25 protein-coding genes are annotated in these 21890 nt (G+C 60.8%); 14 read left to right on the top strand and 11 right to left on the bottom strand.

Going from position 1 to position 21890, the window contains the following annotated elements; genetic code table 11:
• Window positions 1-76 precede the first annotated feature (76 nt).
• Window positions 77-328, bottom strand: a complete 252-nt coding sequence (gene oprI, locus AC07W0_RS19590; protein WP_003172710.1) for an outer membrane lipoprotei OprI — start codon at window positions 326-328, stop codon at window positions 77-79.
• Window positions 329-940: 612 nt separating this feature from the next.
• Here oprI and AC07W0_RS19585 point away from each other — a divergent pair.
• The gene (locus tag AC07W0_RS19585; protein ID WP_003189869.1) at window positions 941-1222 is read left to right on the top strand and encodes a GNAT family N-acetyltransferase; all 282 of its coding nucleotides are present in this window, start codon (window positions 941-943) and stop codon (window positions 1220-1222) included.
• Between the two features lie 76 nt (window positions 1223-1298).
• Here AC07W0_RS19585 and AC07W0_RS19580 read toward each other — a convergent pair whose 3' ends face one another.
• Window positions 1299-2375 carry a 3-deoxy-7-phosphoheptulonate synthase gene (locus AC07W0_RS19580; protein ID WP_017849526.1) on the bottom strand — a complete coding sequence of 359 codons (1077 nt, stop codon included), beginning with the start codon at window positions 2373-2375 and terminating at the stop codon, window positions 1299-1301.
• A 131-nt stretch (window positions 2376-2506) separates the two neighbouring features.
• Window positions 2507-2941: a PilZ domain-containing protein gene (locus tag AC07W0_RS19575; RefSeq protein ID WP_017849525.1), complete on the bottom strand. Its 435-nt coding sequence runs from the start codon at window positions 2939-2941 to the stop codon at window positions 2507-2509.
• Between AC07W0_RS19575 and AC07W0_RS19570 the strand changes: the two genes are divergently transcribed.
• The 5 genes from AC07W0_RS19570 (at window position 2940) to cysB (ending at window position 6859) form a co-directional block, all read left to right on the top strand.
• Complete coding sequence (locus AC07W0_RS19570) at window positions 2940-3326, top strand: YbbN family protein (RefSeq protein ID WP_017849524.1); 387 nt, start codon at window positions 2940-2942, stop codon at window positions 3324-3326. The two genes, AC07W0_RS19575 and AC07W0_RS19570, sit on opposite strands and share 2 nt — an antisense overlap.
• Window positions 3323-4276, top strand: a complete 954-nt coding sequence (locus AC07W0_RS19565; RefSeq protein ID WP_046384244.1) for a putative 2-dehydropantoate 2-reductase — start codon at window positions 3323-3325, stop codon at window positions 4274-4276. The genes AC07W0_RS19570 and AC07W0_RS19565 overlap by 4 nt, the downstream gene beginning before the upstream one ends.
• Before the next feature lie 15 nt (window positions 4277-4291).
• A complete protein-coding gene (locus AC07W0_RS19560; RefSeq protein ID WP_017849522.1) occupies window positions 4292-5209 on the top strand; it encodes a 5'-nucleotidase in 918 nt (305 codons plus the stop codon).
• A gap of 70 nt (window positions 5210-5279) precedes the next feature.
• The gene (locus tag AC07W0_RS19555) at window positions 5280-5780 is read left to right on the top strand and encodes a universal stress protein (RefSeq protein WP_046384242.1); all 501 of its coding nucleotides are present in this window, start codon (window positions 5280-5282) and stop codon (window positions 5778-5780) included.
• A 104-nt stretch (window positions 5781-5884) separates the two neighbouring features.
• On the top strand, window positions 5885-6859 hold the full coding sequence (gene cysB, locus AC07W0_RS19550) for an HTH-type transcriptional regulator CysB (RefSeq protein ID WP_017849520.1): 975 nt from the start codon (window positions 5885-5887) through the stop codon (window positions 6857-6859).
• Between the two features lie 6 nt (window positions 6860-6865).
• Here cysB and AC07W0_RS19545 read toward each other — a convergent pair whose 3' ends face one another.
• On the bottom strand, window positions 6866-7354 hold the full coding sequence (locus tag AC07W0_RS19545; protein WP_046384241.1) for a GreA/GreB family elongation factor: 489 nt from the start codon (window positions 7352-7354) through the stop codon (window positions 6866-6868).
• A gap of 12 nt (window positions 7355-7366) precedes the next feature.
• A complete protein-coding gene (locus AC07W0_RS19540) occupies window positions 7367-7735 on the bottom strand; it encodes an alpha-amylase family protein (protein ID WP_017849518.1) in 369 nt (122 codons plus the stop codon).
• Window positions 7736-7867: 132 nt separating this feature from the next.
• Between AC07W0_RS19540 and earP the strand changes: the two genes are divergently transcribed.
• Both earP and AC07W0_RS19530 read left to right on the top strand, forming a co-directional pair.
• Complete coding sequence (gene earP / locus AC07W0_RS19535; RefSeq protein WP_102617958.1) at window positions 7868-9001, top strand: elongation factor P maturation arginine rhamnosyltransferase EarP; 1134 nt, start codon at window positions 7868-7870, stop codon at window positions 8999-9001.
• 49 nt (window positions 9002-9050) lie between these two features.
• Window positions 9051-9623: an elongation factor P gene (locus AC07W0_RS19530; protein WP_017849516.1), complete on the top strand. Its 573-nt coding sequence runs from the start codon at window positions 9051-9053 to the stop codon at window positions 9621-9623.
• Window positions 9624-9774: 151 nt separating this feature from the next.
• Here AC07W0_RS19530 and AC07W0_RS19525 read toward each other — a convergent pair whose 3' ends face one another.
• From AC07W0_RS19525 to AC07W0_RS19515, 3 genes are all read right to left on the bottom strand, one after another.
• The gene (locus AC07W0_RS19525) at window positions 9775-10194 is read right to left on the bottom strand and encodes an organic hydroperoxide resistance protein (RefSeq protein WP_010211852.1); all 420 of its coding nucleotides are present in this window, start codon (window positions 10192-10194) and stop codon (window positions 9775-9777) included.
• Window positions 10195-10371: 177 nt separating this feature from the next.
• Window positions 10372-10824, bottom strand: a complete 453-nt coding sequence (locus AC07W0_RS19520; protein ID WP_026140352.1) for a MarR family winged helix-turn-helix transcriptional regulator — start codon at window positions 10822-10824, stop codon at window positions 10372-10374.
• An 83-nt stretch (window positions 10825-10907) separates the two neighbouring features.
• Entirely contained in the window at window positions 10908-11858 is a 951-nt protein-coding gene (locus AC07W0_RS19515; RefSeq protein ID WP_046384239.1) for a LysR family transcriptional regulator, read from the bottom strand.
• A gap of 108 nt (window positions 11859-11966) precedes the next feature.
• Here AC07W0_RS19515 and AC07W0_RS19510 point away from each other — a divergent pair, with 108 nt between their 5' ends.
• Window positions 11967-12716: a sulfite exporter TauE/SafE family protein gene (locus AC07W0_RS19510; protein WP_046385336.1), complete on the top strand. Its 750-nt coding sequence runs from the start codon at window positions 11967-11969 to the stop codon at window positions 12714-12716.
• Here the strand turns inward: AC07W0_RS19510 and AC07W0_RS19505 are convergent.
• Window positions 12706-13587, bottom strand: coding sequence for a LysR family transcriptional regulator (locus AC07W0_RS19505; protein WP_032805034.1), 882 nt, complete (start codon window positions 13585-13587; stop codon window positions 12706-12708). The two genes, AC07W0_RS19510 and AC07W0_RS19505, sit on opposite strands and share 11 nt — an antisense overlap.
• A gap of 70 nt (window positions 13588-13657) precedes the next feature.
• Here AC07W0_RS19505 and AC07W0_RS19500 point away from each other — a divergent pair, with 70 nt between their 5' ends.
• Window positions 13658-13864, top strand: a complete 207-nt coding sequence (locus AC07W0_RS19500; RefSeq protein ID WP_164887030.1) for a DUF1127 domain-containing protein — start codon at window positions 13658-13660, stop codon at window positions 13862-13864.
• Between the two features lie 45 nt (window positions 13865-13909).
• Window positions 13910-15133 (top strand): winged helix-turn-helix domain-containing protein, encoded by a 1224-nt coding sequence (locus tag AC07W0_RS19495; protein WP_102617960.1) that lies wholly within the window; start codon window positions 13910-13912, stop codon window positions 15131-15133.
• Between the two features lie 31 nt (window positions 15134-15164).
• On the opposite strand, the gene AC07W0_RS19490 is transcribed toward AC07W0_RS19495, so the two are convergent.
• Window positions 15165-16511 carry a class II 3-deoxy-7-phosphoheptulonate synthase gene (locus AC07W0_RS19490; protein WP_017849509.1) on the bottom strand — a complete coding sequence of 449 codons (1347 nt, stop codon included), beginning with the start codon at window positions 16509-16511 and terminating at the stop codon, window positions 15165-15167.
• Window positions 16512-16636: 125 nt separating this feature from the next.
• Here AC07W0_RS19490 and AC07W0_RS19485 point away from each other — a divergent pair, with 125 nt between their 5' ends.
• On the top strand, window positions 16637-17392 hold the full coding sequence (locus tag AC07W0_RS19485) for a spermidine synthase (RefSeq protein WP_017849508.1): 756 nt from the start codon (window positions 16637-16639) through the stop codon (window positions 17390-17392).
• 117 nt (window positions 17393-17509) lie between these two features.
• On the opposite strand, the gene AC07W0_RS19480 is transcribed toward AC07W0_RS19485, so the two are convergent.
• Window positions 17510-18301, bottom strand: a complete 792-nt coding sequence (locus AC07W0_RS19480) for a crotonase/enoyl-CoA hydratase family protein (protein WP_046486439.1) — start codon at window positions 18299-18301, stop codon at window positions 17510-17512.
• 423 nt (window positions 18302-18724) lie between these two features.
• On the opposite strand from AC07W0_RS19480, the gene AC07W0_RS19475 reads away from it, so the two are divergent.
• Entirely contained in the window at window positions 18725-20398 is a 1674-nt protein-coding gene (locus AC07W0_RS19475; RefSeq protein ID WP_017849506.1) for a DEAD/DEAH box helicase, read from the top strand.
• Window positions 20399-20765: 367 nt separating this feature from the next.
• Window positions 20766-21761 (top strand): hypothetical protein, encoded by a 996-nt coding sequence (locus AC07W0_RS19470; protein WP_256580848.1) that lies wholly within the window; start codon window positions 20766-20768, stop codon window positions 21759-21761.
• The last annotated feature ends 129 nt before the right edge of the window (window positions 21762-21890 follow it).

Raw genomic sequence — 21890 nt, 5'->3', positions numbered from 1 at the left:
TGATCCGGGACCGAATCGCAGGCAATAAAAAGCCGGTCCAAGAATGGACCGGCTTGGTAACAACCCCGAAGGACTATTACTTGCGGCTAGCTTTTTCAAGCATGCGCAGAGCGCGCTCGTTAGCTTCGTCAGCAGTCTGTTGTGCTTTTTGAGCAGCAGCCAGAGCTTCATCAGCTTTACGGTAGGCTTCGTCTGCACGAGCCTGGGAGCGAGCTGCTGCGTCTTCAGTTGCAGTCAGACGAGCTTCGGTTTCTTTGGAGACGCTGCTGCAACCGGTAGCCAGAACTGCGGCCAGAGCCAGAGCAGAGAATTTCAGAACGTTGTTCATCGTGTTCCCCTTCAAGGACTTTCTATAAGATAGCTACTATCTCAGAGTGAGCTAATAGCCGGCGTACATACTACTCATTACTTGTAGTAAGTAAACTGACGTAGCGCAAGAAGCAAAAAAAAATTTCTGTGCTGAATCTATTTTGGCTAATCTTTTGGGAAATTGTATAAAAAGCGTTCAATTTTTAGCAGTCTGCTGAAGAATGCATGCGCCCTGAAAGGGCCGGCCCGCATGTGTCAAGCCTTGTAAGTAGATGAAAATTTATATACTGAAGCTAACACTTTTGTACAGGTTGACTTTGCCAAACCCTGTATCTTTTGCGCATGTAGAGGTGACTTTAACAGCGCCTGTTCGTCTCAAGCTTCAACTGCCGGCAATGTTCAGGCTTTCGGTCACCGATTGATCGAGGCCCTTTCTATATCCGCCAGCCCCAGGGATGACGAGTGCGTCTTGAGCAATTTCAGGATTGCCGCCTACTATTCTCTACGTGCTGGTTGTGAGCGCTCACGGTTTTCTCGTTGTCGAAACCGGCACGGGGTGGCGTAGATGTTCCTTCGCCGGAAAAACATCGGTAAGGTAGGGGTCAGAATCCAAGACCCGCGAGGAGTAGTGATGAGCGAGGCGTTGTCCATCCACCATGACCAGGCTGGTCATCAGTTCGAGACCAATGTGGACGGTCATCGTGCCTACCTGACCTATATGGACCTCGGGAAGCAGACCTTGGACATCTATCGGACCTTCGTGCCCAACGCACTGCGAGGTCGCGGTATCGCGGCTGCATTGACCGAGGAAGCCTTGAAGTTCGCCGAAGAGGCCGGCTACACGGTGATCCCGTCGTGCTCTTACGTCGAGCGCTACATGGAGCGCCACCAGCGCCATGCGGCCAAGCTGTAAGGCATGAACTGCAACATGAAAAACGCCGGGCTTAGCCCGGCGTTTTTGTGTGCGCTGATCAGGATCAGGATCAGACTCAGCTGCGCTTGCGCAGGGGCAACACGTCCTTGAGCTTGGCGTGCATGCTGCGCAGGGTGTTCTCGGTGGTCGCCCAGTCGATGCAGGCATCGGTGATCGACACGCCGTACTGCAAGTCGGCCAGGTCTTTGGGGATTGCCTGGCAGCCCCAGTTCAGGTGGCTTTCGACCATCAGGCCGATGATCGACTGGTTGCCTTCCAGGATCTGGTTGGCGACGTTTTCCATCACCAGCGGTTGCAGGGCCGGGTCCTTGTTGGAGTTGGCGTGGCTGCAATCGACCATGATGTTCGGCTTGATCTTGGCCTTGTTCAGCGCCTGTTCGCACAGGGCAACGCTGACCGAATCATAGTTGGGCTTGCCGTTGCCGCCGCGCAATACCACGTGACCGTAGGCGTTGCCTTTGGTGGTGACGATGGAGACGCCGCCTTCCTGGTTGATACCCAGGAAGCGATGAGGGCTGGAGACCGACTGCAGCGCGTTGATCGCCACGGTCAGGCCGCCGTCGGTGCCGTTCTTGAAGCCCACGGCCGAAGACAGGCCGGACGCCATTTCGCGGTGGGTTTGCGATTCGGTGGTGCGCGCGCCGATGGCCGACCAGCTGATCAGGTCCTGCAGGTACTGCGGGGAGATCGGGTCGAGGGCTTCGGTGGCGGTGGGCAGGCCCATTTCGGCCAGGTCCAGCAGCAACTTGCGACCGATGTGCAAGCCGTCCTGGATCTTGAACGAGTCGTCCAGGTACGGGTCGTTGATCAGGCCCTTCCAGCCGACGGTGGTACGCGGTTTCTCGAAATAGACGCGCATGACCAGATACAAGGTGTCGGACACTTCTTCGGCCAGCGCCTTGAGGCGCTCGGCGTATTCGTGGGCCGCCTTGAGGTCGTGGATCGAGCATGGCCCGATTACCACGAAGAGGCGGTGGTCGGTGCCGTCGAGAATGTCACGAATGACTTCGCGACCCTTGGTGACGGTCTGCAGGGCAGCGTCGCTCAGGGGGATTTCGCGCTTGAGCTGATCGGGCGTGATCAGGGTCTCGTTGGATTCGACGTTCAGGTCGTTGATCGGTAAATCAGCCATCGTGTTACTCGTCAGGGTCACGGGTGCCGGCCGCCAGCCATCCCCGTGCGGCGGAGCACAGCATGATTTGAATGCAGGGGGGAGGAACCTTAGCGCGTAACACGGGCCCGCGACAATGGGCAAAGCCCGCTTTAATCCAGTGCCGGCGCTACAAACGCCTCATGGGAGAATTCACCGGCGTGCCGCGCCACCCACTCGCGGGCCATCGTTTCGAACTGCTCGGGCGTCGACTCGGCGTCTTCGTGCTGGCGGCAGTAGCGCTCTATCCGGCATGCTTGCTCACCCATGCGTGCGCCGAACAACGCATGTTCATCGGTAAACGAGATGCCGACGCGATAGCCGTCTTCTACCTTGCGGCACCATGCCACATAGCCCGGGTAGCGGGCCCCGGCGCCCAGGGACGGGATATGCAGGTCAACCGCTGTACCCTGGCGCCAGGCACGCGGGCAATTGCAGGCGATGCCGCCCAGGCCGATAGTGTGCAGGCGTTGGCGGGGAATGGGGGGAGAGGGACGTTGGATCAACAGGGCAGCGACATCATCAGGATGAGGTAAAAAACGACCCATGTACACGGACTCCGAGCACCGTCCAGTCGACGGCGGTGGCAGCAGTATAGTGAAGGAGCAGGCATTGACCGACCTGGATATTGACCAGCAACTGCTGGGATTACCAGGCATTTCGCTCGTGCTGTTTACCAGCGTGGGCTGTTCCGGTTGCCGTTGGGCGCATCAGCAGCTACCGGGCTGGCAGTTGCCGGTGGATCGGTTGTGCTGGGTGGATGCCGGGCACAACGGCGGCGCGGTGGAACGTTATCAGGTCTTTCATTTGCCGGCGCTGTTCGTGGTGTGCGAGGGTCAATTCTTCGGGCAGATACAGACACGTCTTACACCTTCCGAGCTTACCGACGCTATTCATCAAGCGCTTACCCGCACTCCAGAGGATTTGCCATGACCGCATTGTCGCCACGCATTGGCATTATCGGCACCGGCGCCATCGGTGGTTTCTACGGCCTGATGCTGGCGCGCGCCGGCTTCGATGTGCATTTCCTGCTGCGCAGCGAATACGCAGCGGTCAGTGAGCGTGGCCTGCGCCTCAACAGCAGCGTGCATGGCACCTTGCACCTGAACCCCGTGCAGGCCTACGCCCACGCCGCCGACATGCCGCCGTGCGACTGGCTGCTGGTGGGCACCAAATCCACGGGCAATGTCGACCTGGCCCCGACCATCGCCCAGGTCGCGGCGCCCGACGCCAAGGTGGTGTTGCTGCAAAATGGCCTCGACGTCGAAGACAGCCTGCGCGAACACTTGCCGGCGTCCCTGCATCTGCTCGGTGGGTTGTGCTATATCGGCGTACACCGTTCCGCCCCCGGCGTTGTCGAGCATCAGGCGTTGGGCCGGGTCAACCTGGGTTATCACAGCGGCACTGCCGCCAACGACGAAGCGCGCCAGAAGGCGATTGTCGAGGCAGGCGCCGCGTTGTTTCATCAGGCCGGCATCGAGTCCCAGGCCATGGCCAACGTACACCTGGCGCGCTGGCACAAGCTGGTGTGGAACGTGCCTTATAACGGTCTCTCCGTGCTGTTGGGCTGTGGCACCACGGCGATGATGGCGGACGAGTCCAGCCGCGAACTGATCCAGGCGCTGATGGCCGAAGTGGTGAAGGGCGCTCACGCCTGCGGTCATGAGATTCCGGCCAGCTATGCCGAGCAGATGTTTACCATGACCGAAAGCATGGACGACTACCTGCCCAGCATGTACCACGACCATATCCATAAACGCCCGCTGGAACTGGCGGCGATCTACGCTCGCCCACTCGCCGCCGCCAAGGCCGCTGGCTGCGAGCTGCCGCGCATGCAGGCGTTGTATCAGGCCTTGAGTTTTATTGATCGGCATAACCGCTGATTGGGGGGAACCACCATGGCAAACGGATTGGGCGACAAACTGGTGCTGGCGATTTCATCGCGGGCCCTGTTCGACTTGAGCGATAGCCACAAGGTCTACCTGGCCCAAGGCGTGGAGGCCTACCGCAAATACCAGATCGAGCACGAAGAAGAAACGCTCGAGCCGGGCGATGCCTTCCCGCTGGTCAAAAAACTGCTGAGCCTCAACGCCAGCCTGGGCCGGGCCCGGGTCGAGGTGGTGTTGGTGTCGCGCAACAGTGCCGACACCGGCCTGCGCGTGTTCAATTCGATCCAGCATTACGGGTTGGACATTTCCCGCGCCGCTTTCGTAGGAGGGCGTAGTCCATATCCTTATTTGGCGGCGTTTGGTTGCCATCTGTTTCTTTCGACCCATGCTGACGATGTGCGCAGTGCGCTCGATGCTGGGTTCGCCGCGGCGACGATTCTGTCGGGCGGCGCGCGCCGTGCATCGAGCGAGGAGCTGCGGATCGCATTCGATGGCGATGCGGTGTTGTTTTCCGACGAGTCGGAGCGCGTTTACCAACAGGGCGGGCTGGAAGCGTTCCAGGCCAGCGAACGCGAATCGGCGCGCCAGCCGTTGCATGGCGGCCCCTTCAAGGGCTTCCTCGCGGCGCTGAACCTGTTGCAGCGTGAGTTTCCGGACGCGGCCTGCCCGATCCGCACTGCCCTGGTCACCGCCCGGTCGGCGCCGTCCCACGAGCGGGTGATCCGCACCCTGCGCGAGTGGGATATCCGCCTGGACGAGTCGCTGTTCCTCGGCGGCCTGGAGAAATCCGCGTTCCTGGAGGCGTTCGCCGCCGACGTTTTTTTCGACGACCAGGCCGGCCATTGCGAGAAAGCCAGGGAGGTGGTGGCCACCGGGCATGTGCCCCATGGCATCAGTAATGAGGTGAAGATTCAGACGCCGAGCTAAGTCAGTCGAAATCCCCGAGGCGCTGCTAAGCTCATTCAATCTCCGCCATCCTGGCAGTCCAGGAGGTTTTATGATCCGTTCGATGCTGTATGCCACGGACCTTGGTCTGTATGCGCCTTATGTGATGCAACATGCGCTGGCGCTGGCGCGAACGTTCAAGGCTGAGCTGTCGGTGATTCATGTGGTCGAACCCATCGGGCTGTTCGCCGAATCGGTGTTGCAAAGCTACCTTGATGAAAAGGCCCTGAACGAATGGCAGAGCCAGGGCCTGAGCACAGTGATGGCGACGATCGAGCAGCGGGTCCTTGAGAGTTTTCGCGAGGAGCTGGGGGACGGCGCGCAAGACTTGCAACTGATCCACTCGGTGCGGGTGATCCAGGGTGACCCGTGCGAGGTGATTCTCGACCAGTTGCGTAAACTTTCCGTGGATTTGTTGATCGTAGGCAGTCATAGCCACGCAACGGCCGCGGCCACACCCCTTGGGCGCACTGCCGCGCGGGTGTTGCAGCTGTCTCCGGTGCCGGTTTACCTGGTGCCATCGTTACAACGTCGACGCAGTGATGACGTGTGAGGGGGAGTGATAGATAAAAAGTTCTAGATTTATCTGTCTAACCTTTAATATAGTTATATACCGTCGCTGATACCCGTGGCGTCTATCTGCTTTGAGGGATACATATGAAGCTTCAACAACTGCGCTACATCTGGGAAGTGGCGCACCACGATCTCAACGTTTCCGCTACCGCTCAAAGCCTGTACACCTCGCAACCGGGTATCAGCAAACAGATCCGCCTGCTCGAAGACGAGCTGGGTGTCGAAGTGTTCGCCCGCAGCGGCAAGCACCTGACACGCGTCACCCCGGCCGGTGAGCGCATCATCACCACCGCCGGCGAGATCCTGCGCAAAGTCGAAAGCATCAAGCAGATCGCCCAGGAATTCTCCAACGAGAAGAAGGGCACCCTGTCGATCGCGACCACCCACACCCAGGCGCGGTATGCGTTGCCGCCGGTGATCCGCGATTTCATCAAGCAATACCCGGATGTGGCCCTGCACATGCATCAGGGGTCACCGATGCAGATCGCTGAAATGGCCGCCGACGGCACCGTCGATTTCGCGATTGCGACTGAGGCGCTGGAGTTGTTCGGCGACCTGGTGATGATGCCGTGCTATCGCTGGAACCGTTGTGTGGTGGTGCCGCAAGGCCACCCGCTGGCCAAGCTGCCGAAGCTGACCCTGGAAGCCCTGGCGGAATACCCGATCGTGACTTATGTGTTCGGCTTTACCGGCCGCTCCAAGCTCGACGAAGCCTTCAGCCACCGCGGCCTCACGCCGAAAGTGGTGTTCACCGCCGCCGACGCCGACGTGATCAAGACTTACGTTCGCCTGGGCCTGGGCGTGGGGATCGTCGCCAAGATGGCGGTCGACACCCAGCTCGATAAAGACCTGGTCGTGCTCGACGCCAGCGAGTTGTTCGAGTCCAGCGTGACCAAGATCGGTTTCCGTCGCGGCACGTTCCTGCGTGGTTTCATGTGCGACTTCATCGAGAAATTCGCCCCGCACCTGACGCGCGAAGTCATGGCCAAGGCGATCCAGTGCCACAACAAGCAGGAACTGGAAGAGTTGTTCGACGGCGTAGAACTGCCCGTCCACTGAGTGGTTTCAGCGGGCCTCGGTCACCGTAAAGTGTTGCCGGGCGCCCGCCACCAGGATTTCCACCTCATCGCCTTCGAACTTGCCCAGCAGGCTGTGGCCCAGGGGCGAGCGCGGGGTGATGACGGTGACCGGTTGCCCCACCACATCGACTTTCAAACCCGCAGCATCCGGCGCCAGGAACAACCATTGCTGGCGACCGTTTTCGTCCTCCAGGCCCACTAGCGCGCCGACTTCTATGCCCCGTTGCTCATCGTATGCACGCAGCTGCAGTTGCAGGTTCTGGCACAGCGCCAGCGACTGCTTGATTTCTTCCACCCGCTTGGCCTGCCCGGCCGCCAGGTAAGACGCTTCCAGGCCGAGGGTGTCGTATTTGTTTTCGGCGATGTTTTCTTCGTGGGTCGCGGTTTCGTAGGCGGTCTGCGCGGCGCGCTGGGCGATGTCGAGGTCGACGCTGAGTTTTTCCAGGATCAACTGGAGGACGGCGTGTTTATTCATGGTTGGGCTTGATCATTCGCAAAATTGCAGGACATTCGCCTTGCTCTTTTCATTGGGCGCGTTCTGGTCCTGTTGCAGCCAGAACTGGCATTTGGGGTTGGACAGGTTGCGCGCATTGTTGCGCGCCTGATCCAGGCTCTGCCGTTGTTCCTGCTTGCGCAGGTTCTCTTGATACTGCTCGAACAGACGGTTCGGCGGTTCCACCGCGACTGGCGCGGGCTTGCCGAGTTGCTCGACGGCCTGGGCGACCGGCGCCAGGCTCTGCGGGAACAGATAGCGCGACGCCAGCCAGGTGGTCAGCGCAATCGCGATAAACCCCAGCCACACGCCCAGGGCGATAGCGAGACAAAGCTTGAACAACGACAGCGGACGGTCAGACATGGCGGCCTCCTGGCAGGCATTTACGGCGTGGCGGCGATTGTCGCACAGCCACCGTGCAGAATAATCGCGATCAAGCCTTCTGCATCGGGGCATTTATGCGGACAATCGAGCCTTTGAGCGTGGGAGCCCGGAATGAAAGCCCGCTGGGATATTTTTTGCAGCGTCGTCGACAACTACGGCGACATTGGCGTGACCTGGCGTCTGGCCCGGCAATTGGTGGTGGAGCACGCCTGTGACGTGCGCTTGTGGGTCGATGACCTGCGGGCCTTCGAACGCATGTGTCCGGAGATTGATGTACGGCTGGAGCAGCAATGGCAAGAGGGCGTCGACGTGCGCCATTGGCCGGCGCAGTGGTCGGCCACGCCATCGGCGGATGTGGTGATCGCCGCGTTTGCCTGCCAGCTGCCGCCTGACTACATGGACGCGATGGCCGCGCGCGAGCACGCGCCGTTGTGGATGAACCTGGACTACCTGAGTGCCGAGGACTGGGTGGTGGGGTGCCATCGTCTGCCGTCGGTGAAGTTCAAGGGGGTGCAGAAGTACTTCTTCTTTCCCGGCTTCCGGCCCGGCACCGGTGGCCTGTTGCGTGAGGCGGGGTTGCTGCAACAGCGTCAGGCGTTTCAGCAGGATGCTGGCGCGCAGAAACATTTCCTGCAAAGCCTGGGCGTATTTCCCGCAACCGGTGCGCGGCTGATGTCGCTGTTTGCCTACGAAAATGCCGCGCTTGCCGGTTGGCTGGACGTGTTGGCGACGGACGGGCGCGCCACTCATCTGCTGGTGCCGGAAGGGCGCATCCTCGGCGATGTGCAGCGCTGGCTCGGCGTGGACCGGCTGGCGGCGGGCGATACTCATCAGCGCGACGCCCTGACCGTGCAGGTGCTGCCGTTCGTGCGCCAGGAGCAATATGACCGCCTGCTGTGGTGTTGCGAGTTCAACGCCGTGCGCGGCGAAGACTCGTTCGTGCGGGCCCAATGGGCCGGGCGCCCGTTGCTGTGGCACATCTATCGCCAGGACGAAGACATCCACCTGGACAAGCTCGACGCCTTTCTGGAGCTGTACACCGCAGCCCTTTCGCCGGCGGCAAAAGCCGCGGTGGTGGCGCTTTGGCAGGCCTGGAATACCGAGGGCGATATGGCCCAGCCGTGGAAAATGCTGCTGGAACACTGGCCGGAAGTGGCTGCACACGCCGAAACATGGTGTCTGGAACAGGCCTTGCAGGCGGATCTTGCGACGGCGCTGGTACAGTTTTATGAAAGTTGGATATGATACGCCACCTTGATTTTTGTAAACCCCATCCAAATTTCGGATATACGCAATGAAAACTGGTAAAGAACTGAAACCCGGTATGGTAATCCGTATCGACAACGATCCTTGGTTGGTTCAGAAAGCTGAGTTCACCAAGTCGGGCCGTAACAGCGCGATCATGAAGACCAAGCTGAAAAACCTGCTGACTGGTTACAAGACCGAAACCGTTTACAGCGCTGATGACAAGCTGGACGACGTGATCCTCGACCGTAAAGAAGCGACCCTGTCCTTCATCAGCGGCGACGCTTACACGTTCATGGACACCACCGACTACACCATGTACGAGCTGAACGCTGAAGATATCGAAGCCGTTCTGCCGTTCATCGAAGAAGGCATGACCGACGTCTGCGAAGCTATCTTCTTCGAAGACCGTCTGGTTTCCGTAGAGCTGCCGACCACCATCGTGCGTAAGGTTGCCTACACCGAAGGTTCCGCTCGCGGCGACACTTCGGGCAAAGTCATGAAGCCTGCCAAGCTGGCTAACGGTACCGAACTGCAAGTGGCCGATTTCATCGAAATCGACGACTTGATCGAGATCGACACCCGTGAAGGCGGTTCGTACAAAGGTCGCGCCAAGAAGTAATTCTGGCCCCACCGGTACGAAAAAAGCCCGACCTTGAGTCGGGCTTTTTTGTGGGCGTTTACCTGTCACTTCAAGTATTGCCTCAGCTCATCCGATGCTTGCCGCAACGCCAGCACGTGGCTGGCGGCGTGTCGTTGGCGAGCCGCGCGGGTTAGACGGTGACGTGCAGACGCACATCGACGTTGCCGCGGGTGGCGTTGGAGTAGGGGCAGACTTGGTGGGCGGCGTCGACCAGGCTTTGCGCGTCGTCCTGGGCCAGGCCCGGCAGGCTGATGTGCAGGTCGATATCCAGACCGAAGCCACCCGGGATCTGACCGATGCCGACATGGGCAGTGATCGACGCATCATCCGGAATTTTGCGTTTGGTCTGGCTGGCGACGAATTTCAGTGCGCCGATAAAGCAGGCCGAGTAGCCGGCGGCGAACAGTTGTTCCGGGTTGGTGGCCTGACCGCCGGCACCGCCCAGTTCCTTGGGGGTGGAGAGTTTGACGTCGAGGATGTTGTCGTTGGACACGGCGCGACCATCACGGCCGCCGGTGGCGGTGGCTACTGCGGTATAGAGCGTTTGCATGGTGTTGCCCTCTTGGTGTTTTGCGCTAAATGTTTGCGCGCTAAGTAGTTGGTGGGATGAATGTATAGCGCTAATGTTTAGTGCGCAAGATAAATTTCAGAATTTTTTCGTAAGGGCACCTCAAAACCACCTGTGGGAGGGGATTGCCCCCTCCGCAGGTATGGGGCTTGGGTGTGTTTAGACCGCGCCTTGCAGATTGCCCCGCAACGCAATCAAATCAGCTTGCAGCTTGCGCAGTTGCTCCAGCTCCAGGCCGCTGGCGCCGAGGATGCACTGAGGAATCCCCTTGGCCTTGTCTTGCAAGGCACGGCCAGCGTCGGTCAGTTCCACCACCACCACTCGCTCGTCTTCGCGACTGCGCGTGCGGCTGAGCAGGCCCTCGGCTTCCAGGCGCTTGAGCAGGGGGGTCAGGGAGCCGGGATCGGTCAGCAGGCGGCTGCTGATTTCGCCGACAGTCAAGCCATCTTCTTCCCACAGCACCATCATGGCCAGGTACTGCGGATAGGTCAGGCCGAGGGCTTGCAGCAACGGCTTGTAGACCTTGGTCATCAGCAATGAAGTGGAGTGCAGGGCGAAGCACAGCTGGTTATCCAGCAACAGGGATTGGCAAGGATCGGGATTTTTGCTCATGGTGCTGCCTCAAAAAAAAAGCGTATCTGGGCTGGAATCTAGCGGGCAAATCTTTAATGCGCCAGGTAATTCTGTCCGGGGGGTCAGACCAATCCGCTTTGCAGCGCCAGGTCCCAGGGCGGCACTGGGCTGAAGCGCGATTTCAGGTATTCGAGCAACAAGCGGCTACGTGCGTTCGGCTGTTGTTCCAGGCGCAGCGCATAGATGCCGGTGGTTTCCGGGCTGGGCAGGCCGTTTTCGCAAAACAGGGGCAAGAGTTCGCCGCGGACCAGGTATTCACTCGCCAGCCAGGTGGGCAGGTGCGCGATACCCAGGCCGGCCAGGGCGCCGGAGAGCAGGGCTTCGGCGTTGTTGGCGCTCATGCGGATGCGTTGCGGGCGATAGGTGGCGCGACGCCCGTCCAGTTCGAAGCGCCAGGCGAAGATCGGCGCCAGGCCATCCCAGTCCAGGCCGTCGTGTTCGCTGAGGTCTCGCGGATGGGTCGGCGTGCCACGGTTTTTCAGGTAGGCCGGGCTGGCACAGGCAATTCGCACGATGCTGGCCAGCGGCGTGGCGATCAGCCGGGTGTCGACGATATGCCCGGCACGCAGCACCAGATCGACCTTGCCCAGGTGCGCGCCCTGCATGTCCACGAAGCTGTCGATCAAATGCAGGTGTACATCCAGCCCCGGGTAGACATTCAGGAAGTCGGCGATCACCGGCGCCAGATGCCGTCGACCGAACGCCGCCGGTGCGTCCACGCGAATCAAGCCTTCTGGCGCATGGCTCAAGGACACCGCTTCCGCCCGCGCCAATTGCAACTCGGTGACGATGCGCCGCGCGCGTTCGGCGAACGCCAGGCCGGCCGGTGTCGGCAGCACCGCGTGGGTGCTGCGCTGGAACAAGCGGCTGCCCACCGAGCTTTCCAGGCTGTCGATACGCCGGGCCACGGCGGAGGGCGTCAGCGGATGGCGACGCGCGGCGGCAGAAAAACTGCCGGTTTCCAGCACATCGAGAAACAGGCTGAGTTGGTCGGTGAGGATATGCGGGTTCATCGGTCGACGCTTATGCGGGATTGGCACAGCCATTGTGCGTTGCTGTGCGTATCCGCGCCAGAGCGGACTGCGTAGCATGCAAGGCTTGGGATTGTGGAGTAATGCGTGGTGTTGGATTTAGCGATGTACTTGGTTATGGGCGCGGCATTGGGCACGGTGGGCGGCCTGTTCGGCATTGGCGGCGGGTTGATTGCCATCCCGGTGCTCGGCGTGCTGTTCGGCCTCGATCAGCAGATCGCCCAAGGCACCGCGCTGGTGATGGTGGTGCCCAACGTGATGCTCGCGCTGTGGCGTTATCACCAGCGTAATCGCATTGAACTGCGCCACGCGCTGCCGCTGGGGGTGATGGGCTTCAGCTTTGCCTGGCTCGGTTCGATCTGGGCCGTGGGCCTGGACGCCGGCGCGATGCGTGTCGGCTTTATCGCATTTCTGCTGGCGCTGTCGGCCTACAACCTGCTGCGCATGTTCACCCGCAATGCGCCGCCGACGGCACAGATGCGCCATGCCTGGCCGTGGCTCGGGGTGTTGGGCGCGGTCTCCGGCTCTATGGGCGGTTTGTTCGGTGTCGGTGGTGCGGTGGTCGCCACGCCGGTGCTGACCAGTGTGTTCGGCACCACCCAGGTGGTGGCCCAAGGCTTGTCCCTGGCCTTGGCGCTGCCCAGCACCGGGGTGACTCTTGTCACTTACGCCTGGCACCACGAAGTGGACTGGATGATCGGCATCCCCCTGGCGGTCGGTGGCCTGCTCAGCATCAGTTGGGGTGTAAAAGTCGCCCACGCTCTGCCGGAGCGCCTGTTGCGCGGTTTGTTCTGCGGTTTCCTGGTGGTGTGCGCCGTGATGCTGATGTTTAAGGTTTGAAGCCGTCGATGATGTACTCCGCCAGGCATTCGGTGATAGGTGACGTCATCAGCGGGTTGCGTAACAAGCGCAGATTCATCGACGGCAAGGGTGGGAAACCCTCGTCACTGCCGAGCACGCGCAGGTCATCCGTCACCAGGCTTTCCATGCTGACCATCACTGCCAGGCCGGCGCTGACCACGGCCTGGATCGCCGCCCCGTTGGTGCTGTTGTAGGCCAGGCGATAATTGCGTCCGACGGTATCCAGTGAGGTGCGCGCCCACTGGGTGTAAAGGCAATCGGCGCCGGACATCGCCAGTGGCAGGGCGTCGTGCTCGTCCACGCAGAAACACGGCGCCGCGGCCCACACCACGCGCTCGGTGCGCAACAGCTCGCCGATATCATTGCCGGGTTCGCGGCTGATCACCGTCAACGCCAGATCCCGCCGTTGCATCAGCACGGTGGATGCTTCGCAGTGCATCTCGATCTGGATCAACGGGTAGGCCTTGGAAAACTGTTTGAGAATCCCCGGCAGGAAGCGCATCACATAGTCGTCCGGGGTGCCGATGCGTACCAGCCCGACCATATGCGGTTCTCGCAGGGTGTTGAACACCTCGCTGTGCAGTTTCAGGATGCGCCGCGCATACCCCAGCAGCACCTGGCCCTCCGGCGTCAGCCGCACTTGGCGGCCGTCGCGCTCGAACAGTTTGCGCTGCAGCACGTCTTCTTCCAGGCGCTTCATCTGCATGCTGACCGCCGATTGGGTGCGGTTGACCTGCTCGCCGGCGCGGGTAAACCCACCCTGGTCGGCGATGGCGACGAAGGTGCGCAGCACGTCGGTGTCGATGCTTGGGTAGGCGGCCAATTGATCAATTCCTGAGATGTATTTCATAAGAAACATTCGTTGGATTGATCATAGCCGCCGGCACACACTCGCGTCATCCCCAAGGGAGGGCGAGAAGATGAAAGGTCAAACAGGTTGTGCAGGATGGACGAAGCGGCCGCTTTCCGGGCTGTTCCAAGCGATTGCGCGGTGGCAGGTATTGCGGTACGAGCGTCGGTTAGTGGCCACGCTGAGCGATGCGGCGCTCAAGGATATCGGGCTGAGCCGCGCTGACGTGGAGCACGAAGCCCATCGGCATTTCTGGGAAGACCCACTGCGAAAATGACCGAGGATGCAGTAGGGTGGTCGGCACGTTCATACGGAGATGCCCATGCCCGCCGACCTGTCGTTTTCCCTCAAGCAAGCGCGCCGCATGGCACTGGCCGCCCAGGGCTTTTCCGGGCGCCAGGCGCCTGCATTGATCAAGGCCGCACACCTCAACCGCTTGATCGACCGCCTGGGTGTGCTGCAGATCGATTCGGTCAATGCCGTGGTGCGCTCCCATTACCTGCCGTTGTTTTCCCGCCTGGGTCAGTACGCCCCGTCACTGCTTGAGCAGGCGGCCTGGAGCCAGGGCCGACAGCGTTCGTTGTTCGAGTATTGGGGGCATGAGGCCTCGTTGTTGCCGATGGCGCTGTACCCCTTGATGCGCTGGCGCATGGAGCGGGCAAAACAAGGGCAGGGGATCTACGCGCAGATGGCGCGTTTTGGTCGCGAGCAGCAGGCCATCATCCAGCGCGTGTTGAACACTGTCGAACAACAGGGCGCCCTGGGTGCAGGCAGTCTGTCGACCCGCGCCGAGCGCGCCGGCCCGTGGTGGGACTGGAGCGATGAAAAGCACGCGCTGGAATGGCTGTTCGCCGCTGGCCTGGTCACGGTTGCCGGTCGGCGCGGGTTCGAGCGGCTCTACGATTTGCCCGAGCGCGTGATCCCCGGCGACCGGCTGCACCAGGCGCCGTTGAGCGAGGCCGAGGCTCAGCGCGGTTTGCTGCTGCACAGTGCGACTGCGCTGGGTGTGGGCAGCGAAAAAGATCTGCGCGATTATTTCCGCCTGGAGCCTGCCGACACTCGCAGCCGTTTGGCCGAGCTGGTCGAAGACGGCCAATTGCTGATGTGCCGCGTGCAGGGCTGGAAGCAGCCGGCCTACTGCCTGCCGGAGCCGAAAGTGCCGCGCAAGGTGCCGGCCAGCGCACTGTTGTCGCCGTTCGATTCGCTGATCTGGGAGCGCAGCCGCACCGAGCGGCTATTCGATTTCCGTTATCGGTTGGAGATTTACACGCCGCAGGACAAGCGGGTGTACGGCTACTACGTGCTGCCGTTTCTGCACAACGAGCGGATCGCCGCGCGCGTCGACCTGCGTGCCGAACGCGCCCACGGCCGCCTGGCCGTGCATGCGGTGCATGAAGAAACGCCGGGGCTGGACGAGGAGGGGATGTGCGCGCTGGCGCTGAACTTGCGGCAAATGGCCGATTGGCTGGGGCTCGAACAGGTGCAGCTCAATTGCCCACGGCCGAGTGCCGACCGATTAAGGGCGGCGATGCTCACATCACGGTAGGCCCGAGCTTGCTCGCGCCTACCGAATGGTGTCACCGTTTTACTTGCTTCAACGTCTCGGCGATCAGGAACGCCAGCTCCAGCGACTGATCGGCATTCATCCGCGGGTCGCAGTGGGTGTGGTAGCGGTCCGACAAGCCATCTTCGGTGATCGGCCGCGCGCCGCCGATGCATTCGGTGACGTTCTGCCCGGTCATCTCGATATGAATCCCGCCGGCATAGGTGCCTTCGGCCTCGTGTACCTGGAAGAATTCCTTCACCTCGCCGAGGATCTGCGCAAAGTCGCGAGTCTTGTAGCCGCTGCTGGCCTTGATGGTGTTGCCGTGCATCGGGTCGGAGCTCCACAGCACCTGTTTGCCCTCACGCTGCACGGCGCGAAGCAGCGCCGGCAGGTGGTCGCCGACCTTGTTGGCGCCCATGCGCGCGATCAGGTTCAAGCGGCCGGGGTCGTTGTCCGGGTTGAGGATGTCGATCAGGCGGATCAGGTCATCCGGGTTCATGCTCGGGCCGACCTTGACCCCGATCGGGTTGTGTACCCCGCGCAGGAACTCGACGTGGGCGCCGTCCAACTGACGGGTGCGATCGCCGATCCACAGCATGTGGGCCGAGCAGTCGTAGTAGTCGTTGGTCAGGCTGTCGCGGCGCACGAAGGCTTGTTCGTAGTTGAGCAGCAGCGCTTCGTGGGCGGTGAAGAAGCTGGTTTCGCGCAGTTGCGGCGAGCTGTCCATGCCGCAGGCGCGCATGAAGGCCAGGGTTTCGTCGATACGGTTCGCCAACTGGCTGTACTTCTCGGCCAGTGCGGAGTTGGCGATGAAGTCCAGGTTCCACTTGTGTACCTGGTGCAGGTCGGCAAACCCGCCCTGGGCGAACGCGCGCAGCAGGTTAAGGGTGGCGGTGGACTGGTGGTAGGACTGCAGCAGGCGGTCGGGGTCCGGCACGCGGCTTTTTTCGTCGAAGCCGATGCCGTTGACGATATCGCCACGGTAGGCCGGCAAGGTGACGCCATCGATGGTTTCATCGTTGGACGAGCGCGGCTTGGCGAACTGGCCGGCCATGCGCCCGACTTTCACCACCGGGCAGCCGGCGGCGAAGGTCATCACGATAGCCATCTGCAGCAGCACCTTGAAGGTGTCGCGGATTTTTGCGGCGGAGAACTCGGCAAAACTCTCGGCGCAGTCGCCGCCTTGCAGCAGGAAGGCGCGACCCTGGGTCACCTCGGCAAACTGGCGGCGCAACTCGCGGGCCTCCCCGGCAAATACCAGCGGCGGGTAGCTGGCCAGGCTCTGCTCTACCTGTAACAGGTGTGCAGCGTCCGGGTACTGGGGTTGTTGCTGGATCGGCAGGGCGCGCCAGCTGTCGGGGCTCCAGGGTTGGCTCATCGTGGACTCGATAGGGTGATTGACGGTCGGGCGCCAATGTTATCAGCAATTAGTGCGTGACCTGTTGCCGCCGGTTGGCCGACAATCGCGCCTTTGCCCTGGGGTGAACCCGTTAGGAGTTGTAGATGAGCGAGGAGCGTGTCGAGCGCCTGCTGGCCGAGGTCCATGATGACTTCGGCATGATCCGCGTGCTCGAAGTGGCCGATTACCGTTTTCTCGAGTTTGGCGACGCCATCGAGCAAAGCTGCGTGTTCACCGCCGACCCGAGCTGGCTGGAGTACGACTACACCCGTGCGATGCTGATCGGTGCGTTGTGCCACGAGCAGCCGGAAAGCGCGTTGTTCCTCGGCCTGGGCGCCGGCACGCTGACCCAGGCGTGCCTCAAGTTCCTGCCGCTGGAGGATGTCGAAGCCATCGAGCTGCGCCCCGAAGTGCCGCGCCTGGCCATTGAGTTCCTGGGGCTGGACGACGATCCGCGCCTGTACATCCGCATTGGCGACGCCCTGGAATTGCTCGAGACCGCCGAAACGGCCGACCTGATCTTCGTCGACCTGTACACCGATGTCGGCCCCGGCGTCGGGCACCTGGCCTGGACCTTCCTGGAAAACTGCCAGAAGAAACTCAACCCGGGCGGTTGGCTGGTGATCAACCAGTGGGCCACCGACGACGGCAAGCCGTTGGGTGCGGCCCTGCTGCGCGGGTTGTATCACCGGCATTATTGGGAGCTGCCGGTGAAGGAGGGCAATGTGATCCTGCTGGTGCCTTCGGAGTTGGATCAGGCGCTGGACGCTGCGGCGCTCTCGGCCCGCGCCGAAGCGCTGGCACCGCGATTGGGCTATTCGTTGCAGCCATTGATCAAGGCGATTCGGCCGGCAACCTAGTTGTCTGAACGGGCGTCATCGCGAGCAAGCCCATTCCCACATTTGACCGAGCACATCCTGAAGGAATGCGGTCGATGTGGAAGCGGGCTTGCTCGCGATGACTGCGGCACGGCCAACTCAAATTCCCCTGAATACCCCCGGGCGCTTCTCGAGCATGGCGCGCACGCCTTCCTTGGCGTCTTCGCTGTTGAACAATTGCGCGACCAGCGGCGGTAACGCGGCGGCCGCGACAGCTTCGCCCTCCAAGCGCGCCAGGCGGGCCGACATCAACGAGGCTTGCACGCCGAGGGGCGCCTGGCGCGCGATGCGGCTGGCCAGTTCGATGGCGCGCGGCAGCAGGTCTTCGCTGGCCATCACTTCCTGCACCAACCCCAGGCGCAGGGCTTCGTGGGCATCGAACTCATCGCCGGTGAGCAGCCAGCGCATGGCGTTGCCCCAGCCTGCTATTTGATGAAAGCGCAACGTCGCACCGCCAAATGGAAAGATCCCACGTTGTACTTCCATCTGCGCGAAGCGGGTGTTGCTCGCGCAGAGATTGATATCCGCCGCCAACATCAACTCGATGCCAAGGGTCAGGCAGTAGCCCTGAGCGGCGACGATCACCGGTTTGCCGACCCGAGGGCCGGCGAACACGCCCCAGGGATCGCAGCCCCCCGGTGGCGGTTGCCAGCCTCCCGCCATCACAGCGCTGACGTTGGCCAGGTCCAGCCCGGCGGTGAAGTGGTCGCCGTGGGCGAACACCACGGCCACCCGCGCATCGTCGTTTCGATCAAATTCGCCATAGGCCAGGCTCAGTGCGTTGAGCAGATCCAGGTCAAAGGCATTGCGCTTGGCGACCCGATCCAGGCCCAACAACAGGACATGACCCAGGAGTTCACGGCTGACGAGGCTGCTGCTGGCTTGATTCATCGGGTGTGCCCTCGGGCGCAGTAAGGGGTTTCGGACCAAAGGGGCCGAGTGTGCGGGTGAACCGTTTAAGCGTTTCAGCCAACAGGGCCGGGCACTTGAAAAATAGACCCTGGAGCCCATCTGCGCAAAGGCGGTGACGCAGTGCGGTTTATCGGTGCTTTGCGATAAAAAAAGCTCCCTTTTTCAGCTATTTCCGGTATAGTGCGCGCCGGCCTTTAACCGGGCCGCGTTTAGGTAGCGCAATTCCCCGAAGTCAGCTTCGGCTGCACGTCCGCACAGCGGACTCTTCCTTGACGAATCTTTTTCATTCATTCGTTTTCGCAAATCCCCGCCGACAAAGCAGCCAGGGCGACTCTTGAGTCTCAACACGGCATGCGCAGCTTTGGAGCATGGGTCTTTGCGGATGCACTTAGAGGCAGACCCATGACCCAGGAAACCGGCGGCTTCGCCGCTTTTAATCTTAACCCGAACATTCTTGCTGCCGTCATTGCGACTGGCTACGAAGAACCTTCGGCGATTCAGCAGCAATCGATCCCGATCATCATGGCCGGCCACGACATGATTGGCCAGGCGCAAACCGGTACCGGTAAAACCGCCGCGTTCGCCCTGCCTATCCTGCACTGCATCGATCCTGCCAAGCGCGAACCGCAAGCCCTGATCCTGGCGCCAACTCGTGAGTTGGCGCTGCAAGTAGCAACCGCTTTTGAAACCTACGCCAAGCAAATGCCAGGCGTAACCGTTGTGGCCGTCTACGGCGGCGCGCCGATGGGCCCGCAACTCAAGGCTATCCGTAATGGCGCACAGATCGTTGTCGCCACTCCGGGTCGTCTGTGCGACCACCTGCGTCGTGACGAGAAAGTCCTGTCGACCGTGAACCACCTGGTTCTGGACGAAGCTGACGAAATGTTGAAGCTGGGCTTCATGGATGACCTGGAAGTCATCTTCAAGGCACTGCCACCGACCCGTCAGACCGTGCTGTTCTCGGCCACCCTGCCGCAGTCGATCCGTGCCATTGCCGAACGCCACCTGCGCGATCCGCAACACGTGAAGATCCAGACCAAGACTCAGACCGTTACCGCGATCGAACAGGCTCACCTGTTGGTTCACGCTGACCAGAAGACCTCGGCTGTATTGAGCCTGCTGGAAGTCGAAGACTTCGACGCGCTGATCATGTTCGTGCGTACCAAGCAAGCGACCCTGGACCTGGCCAGTGCCCTCGAAGCCAAAGGCTACAAAGCCGCTGCGCTGAACGGTGACATCGCCCAGAACCAACGTGAGCGCGTGATCGACTCCCTCAAGGATGGCCGTCTGGACATCGTTGTAGCGACCGACGTAGCTGCTCGTGGCCTCGACGTTCCACGTATCACCCACGTGTTCAACGTTGACATGCCTTACGATCCAGAGTCCTACGTTCACCGTATCGGCCGTACCGGCCGTGCGGGTCGCGAAGGTCGCGCACTGCTGCTGGTGACGCCGCGTGAGCGCCGCATGCTGCAAGTGATCGAGCGTGTGACCGGTCAGAAGGTTGCCGAAGTCCGCCTGCCGGATGCCCAGGCCGTTCTCGATGCACGCATCAAGAAACTGACCAACAGCCTGTCGCCACTGGTGGCTGACGCTGAATCGACCCACGGCGACCTGCTGGACCGCCTGACCGCCGATATCGGTTGCACCCCGCGTGCCCTGGCTGCAGCCCTGCTGCGCAAAGCCACCAACGCTCAGGCCCTGACCCTGGCAGCCATCGAGAAAGAACGCCCACTGGTACCGAACAACGCGCCACGCGGTGATCGTCCAGAGCGTTCCGGCGACCGTCCTGAGCGTGGTGATCGTGAGCGTCGCGCTCCGGTGCCATTGGCTGAAGGTCGTGCTCGCTGCCGTACCGCGCTGGGCGCGCGTGACGGTATCGCGGCCAAGAACCTGCTGGGCGCTATCCTCAACGAGGGTGGCCTGGCACGTGAAGCCATTGGTCGCATCCAGGTCCGTGACAGCTTCTCCCTGGTGGAGCTGCCGGAAGACGGTCTGGAAAAACTGCTGACCAAGCTGAAAGACACACGCGTTGCCGGTAAGCAGCTCAAGCTGCGTCGCTACCGCGAAGATTGATCCGCCCCTGGGCTGATTGATCGCACCTAAAAAAATCCCCGACTGGTTCGGGGATTTTTTTTGCCCGGCAATTGGCGCGGATCGTCGTGGGGTGGTCGGCCATAACGGTCAGCTACTGATCTTATTGGGTTTAGGAAAAGTCTGAGTTTCTGAGCGGCCTTTCTGGCAGCCGGCTTTGCGTAAAGTTTTTACTATCAAGTGACGGGGGCGGATAAACCTGAGTTGCATCGCTCAAGGGTAAAAAACGCTCTCAATCTGCTCTCGTCAGTTGTTCAAGTTGGAACGGTTCGCTTGTGACCGTGTCGAGGGATAGGTGCCGGGCTTGACGGCTATTGATTGATTTTTCCAGAAAGGAGCTGTGGCTGTTATGCGTATTAATAATTCACAGTTGTTTCCACAAACAATGCCTGAGCCTGCGACTTATCCTCCCAGCCAACCGCCTGTTAATCAGGCGGGAGAGCCAACACGCGAGCACGGTTTGCCGTGGACCGAGCGCGCACTCGCTTCGGATGCCGCGGCCGCTCGTTCAAGAAGAAATACGCGATCCATGCCTGTAGCGTCTGCGACCACGACGTCAACGCTTAATAAAGTCAGCGATCCGAAACTGGAAATCAAGAAGGTAGCCACATCGCCCAATGGGTTGTATGGCCTGAGTTACTCGCTGTCCGCGCCTGGCGCTGGGTTGAGTAACATTACGTTTCCAATGAGTATCGACGAAGGCCTTCAACGAAAAGGAAGCAAGGACGCAGGGATTTATTATGCGATGCAGTTTGGCGTCAATGATGCGCAAGGTCGGCCTCTTGGCCGTGGCTATATTGGGATGCAGCCGCGCGGGGATGGCAAGGCGCTGATTGTGTTTTCTGGAAACGGTGAGCATTTCAAAGCGCCACAAGGCCGCCCCGAGTTTGATGGGGGAAAAGGCGCCAGTAACAGCACCTTGGTAGATTTTAAATTTGGGAATAAATATAACCTCACGGTAGAACGAGATCCTGAGGATGCCCATAAGTTGAGGGGGTTTATTCAGGACGTTACCGATGCCGACATGCCGGGCCCCAAGCAGCATGTCAAAGATATTTATGTCGATCAGAAGTTTGCCTTGGCTGGCAGAGACAGAGGCTTCGTCGAACATTACGGCGCGAAAATAGACCGAAGTTCGCAGATCGCGCCTACTCGCGGTAGTTTCTCCGCCCCCTTTACTACAGACGATAAGGGCAATGTCAGGGTGGGTGAAATCAAGAGTGACGGGCTCTATGGCCGGTACAAGAACTCGATGGTGGGACTGCAGCGGGTGATCAGCGAAGCGGGTAAAGGTAAGGAAATACAATTCTCTTTTCAGGGCGCAGGTTATGCGAAGAAAGCCTGAAGGCGCTGTTGATAGAGCCTGAGTAAGCGTTTCAACGCTATGCCTGTTGGAGTTGCGCCCCTTGAAAATGTTGGCGATGCAAAAACCCGGAAGGCCCACGCAGGTGAGGATTTCCGGGTTTTCTTCTTG

This window comes from Pseudomonas sp. GW704-F2, assembly GCF_059423025.1.
This window is presented reverse-complemented; position numbering and strand designations above follow the sequence as displayed.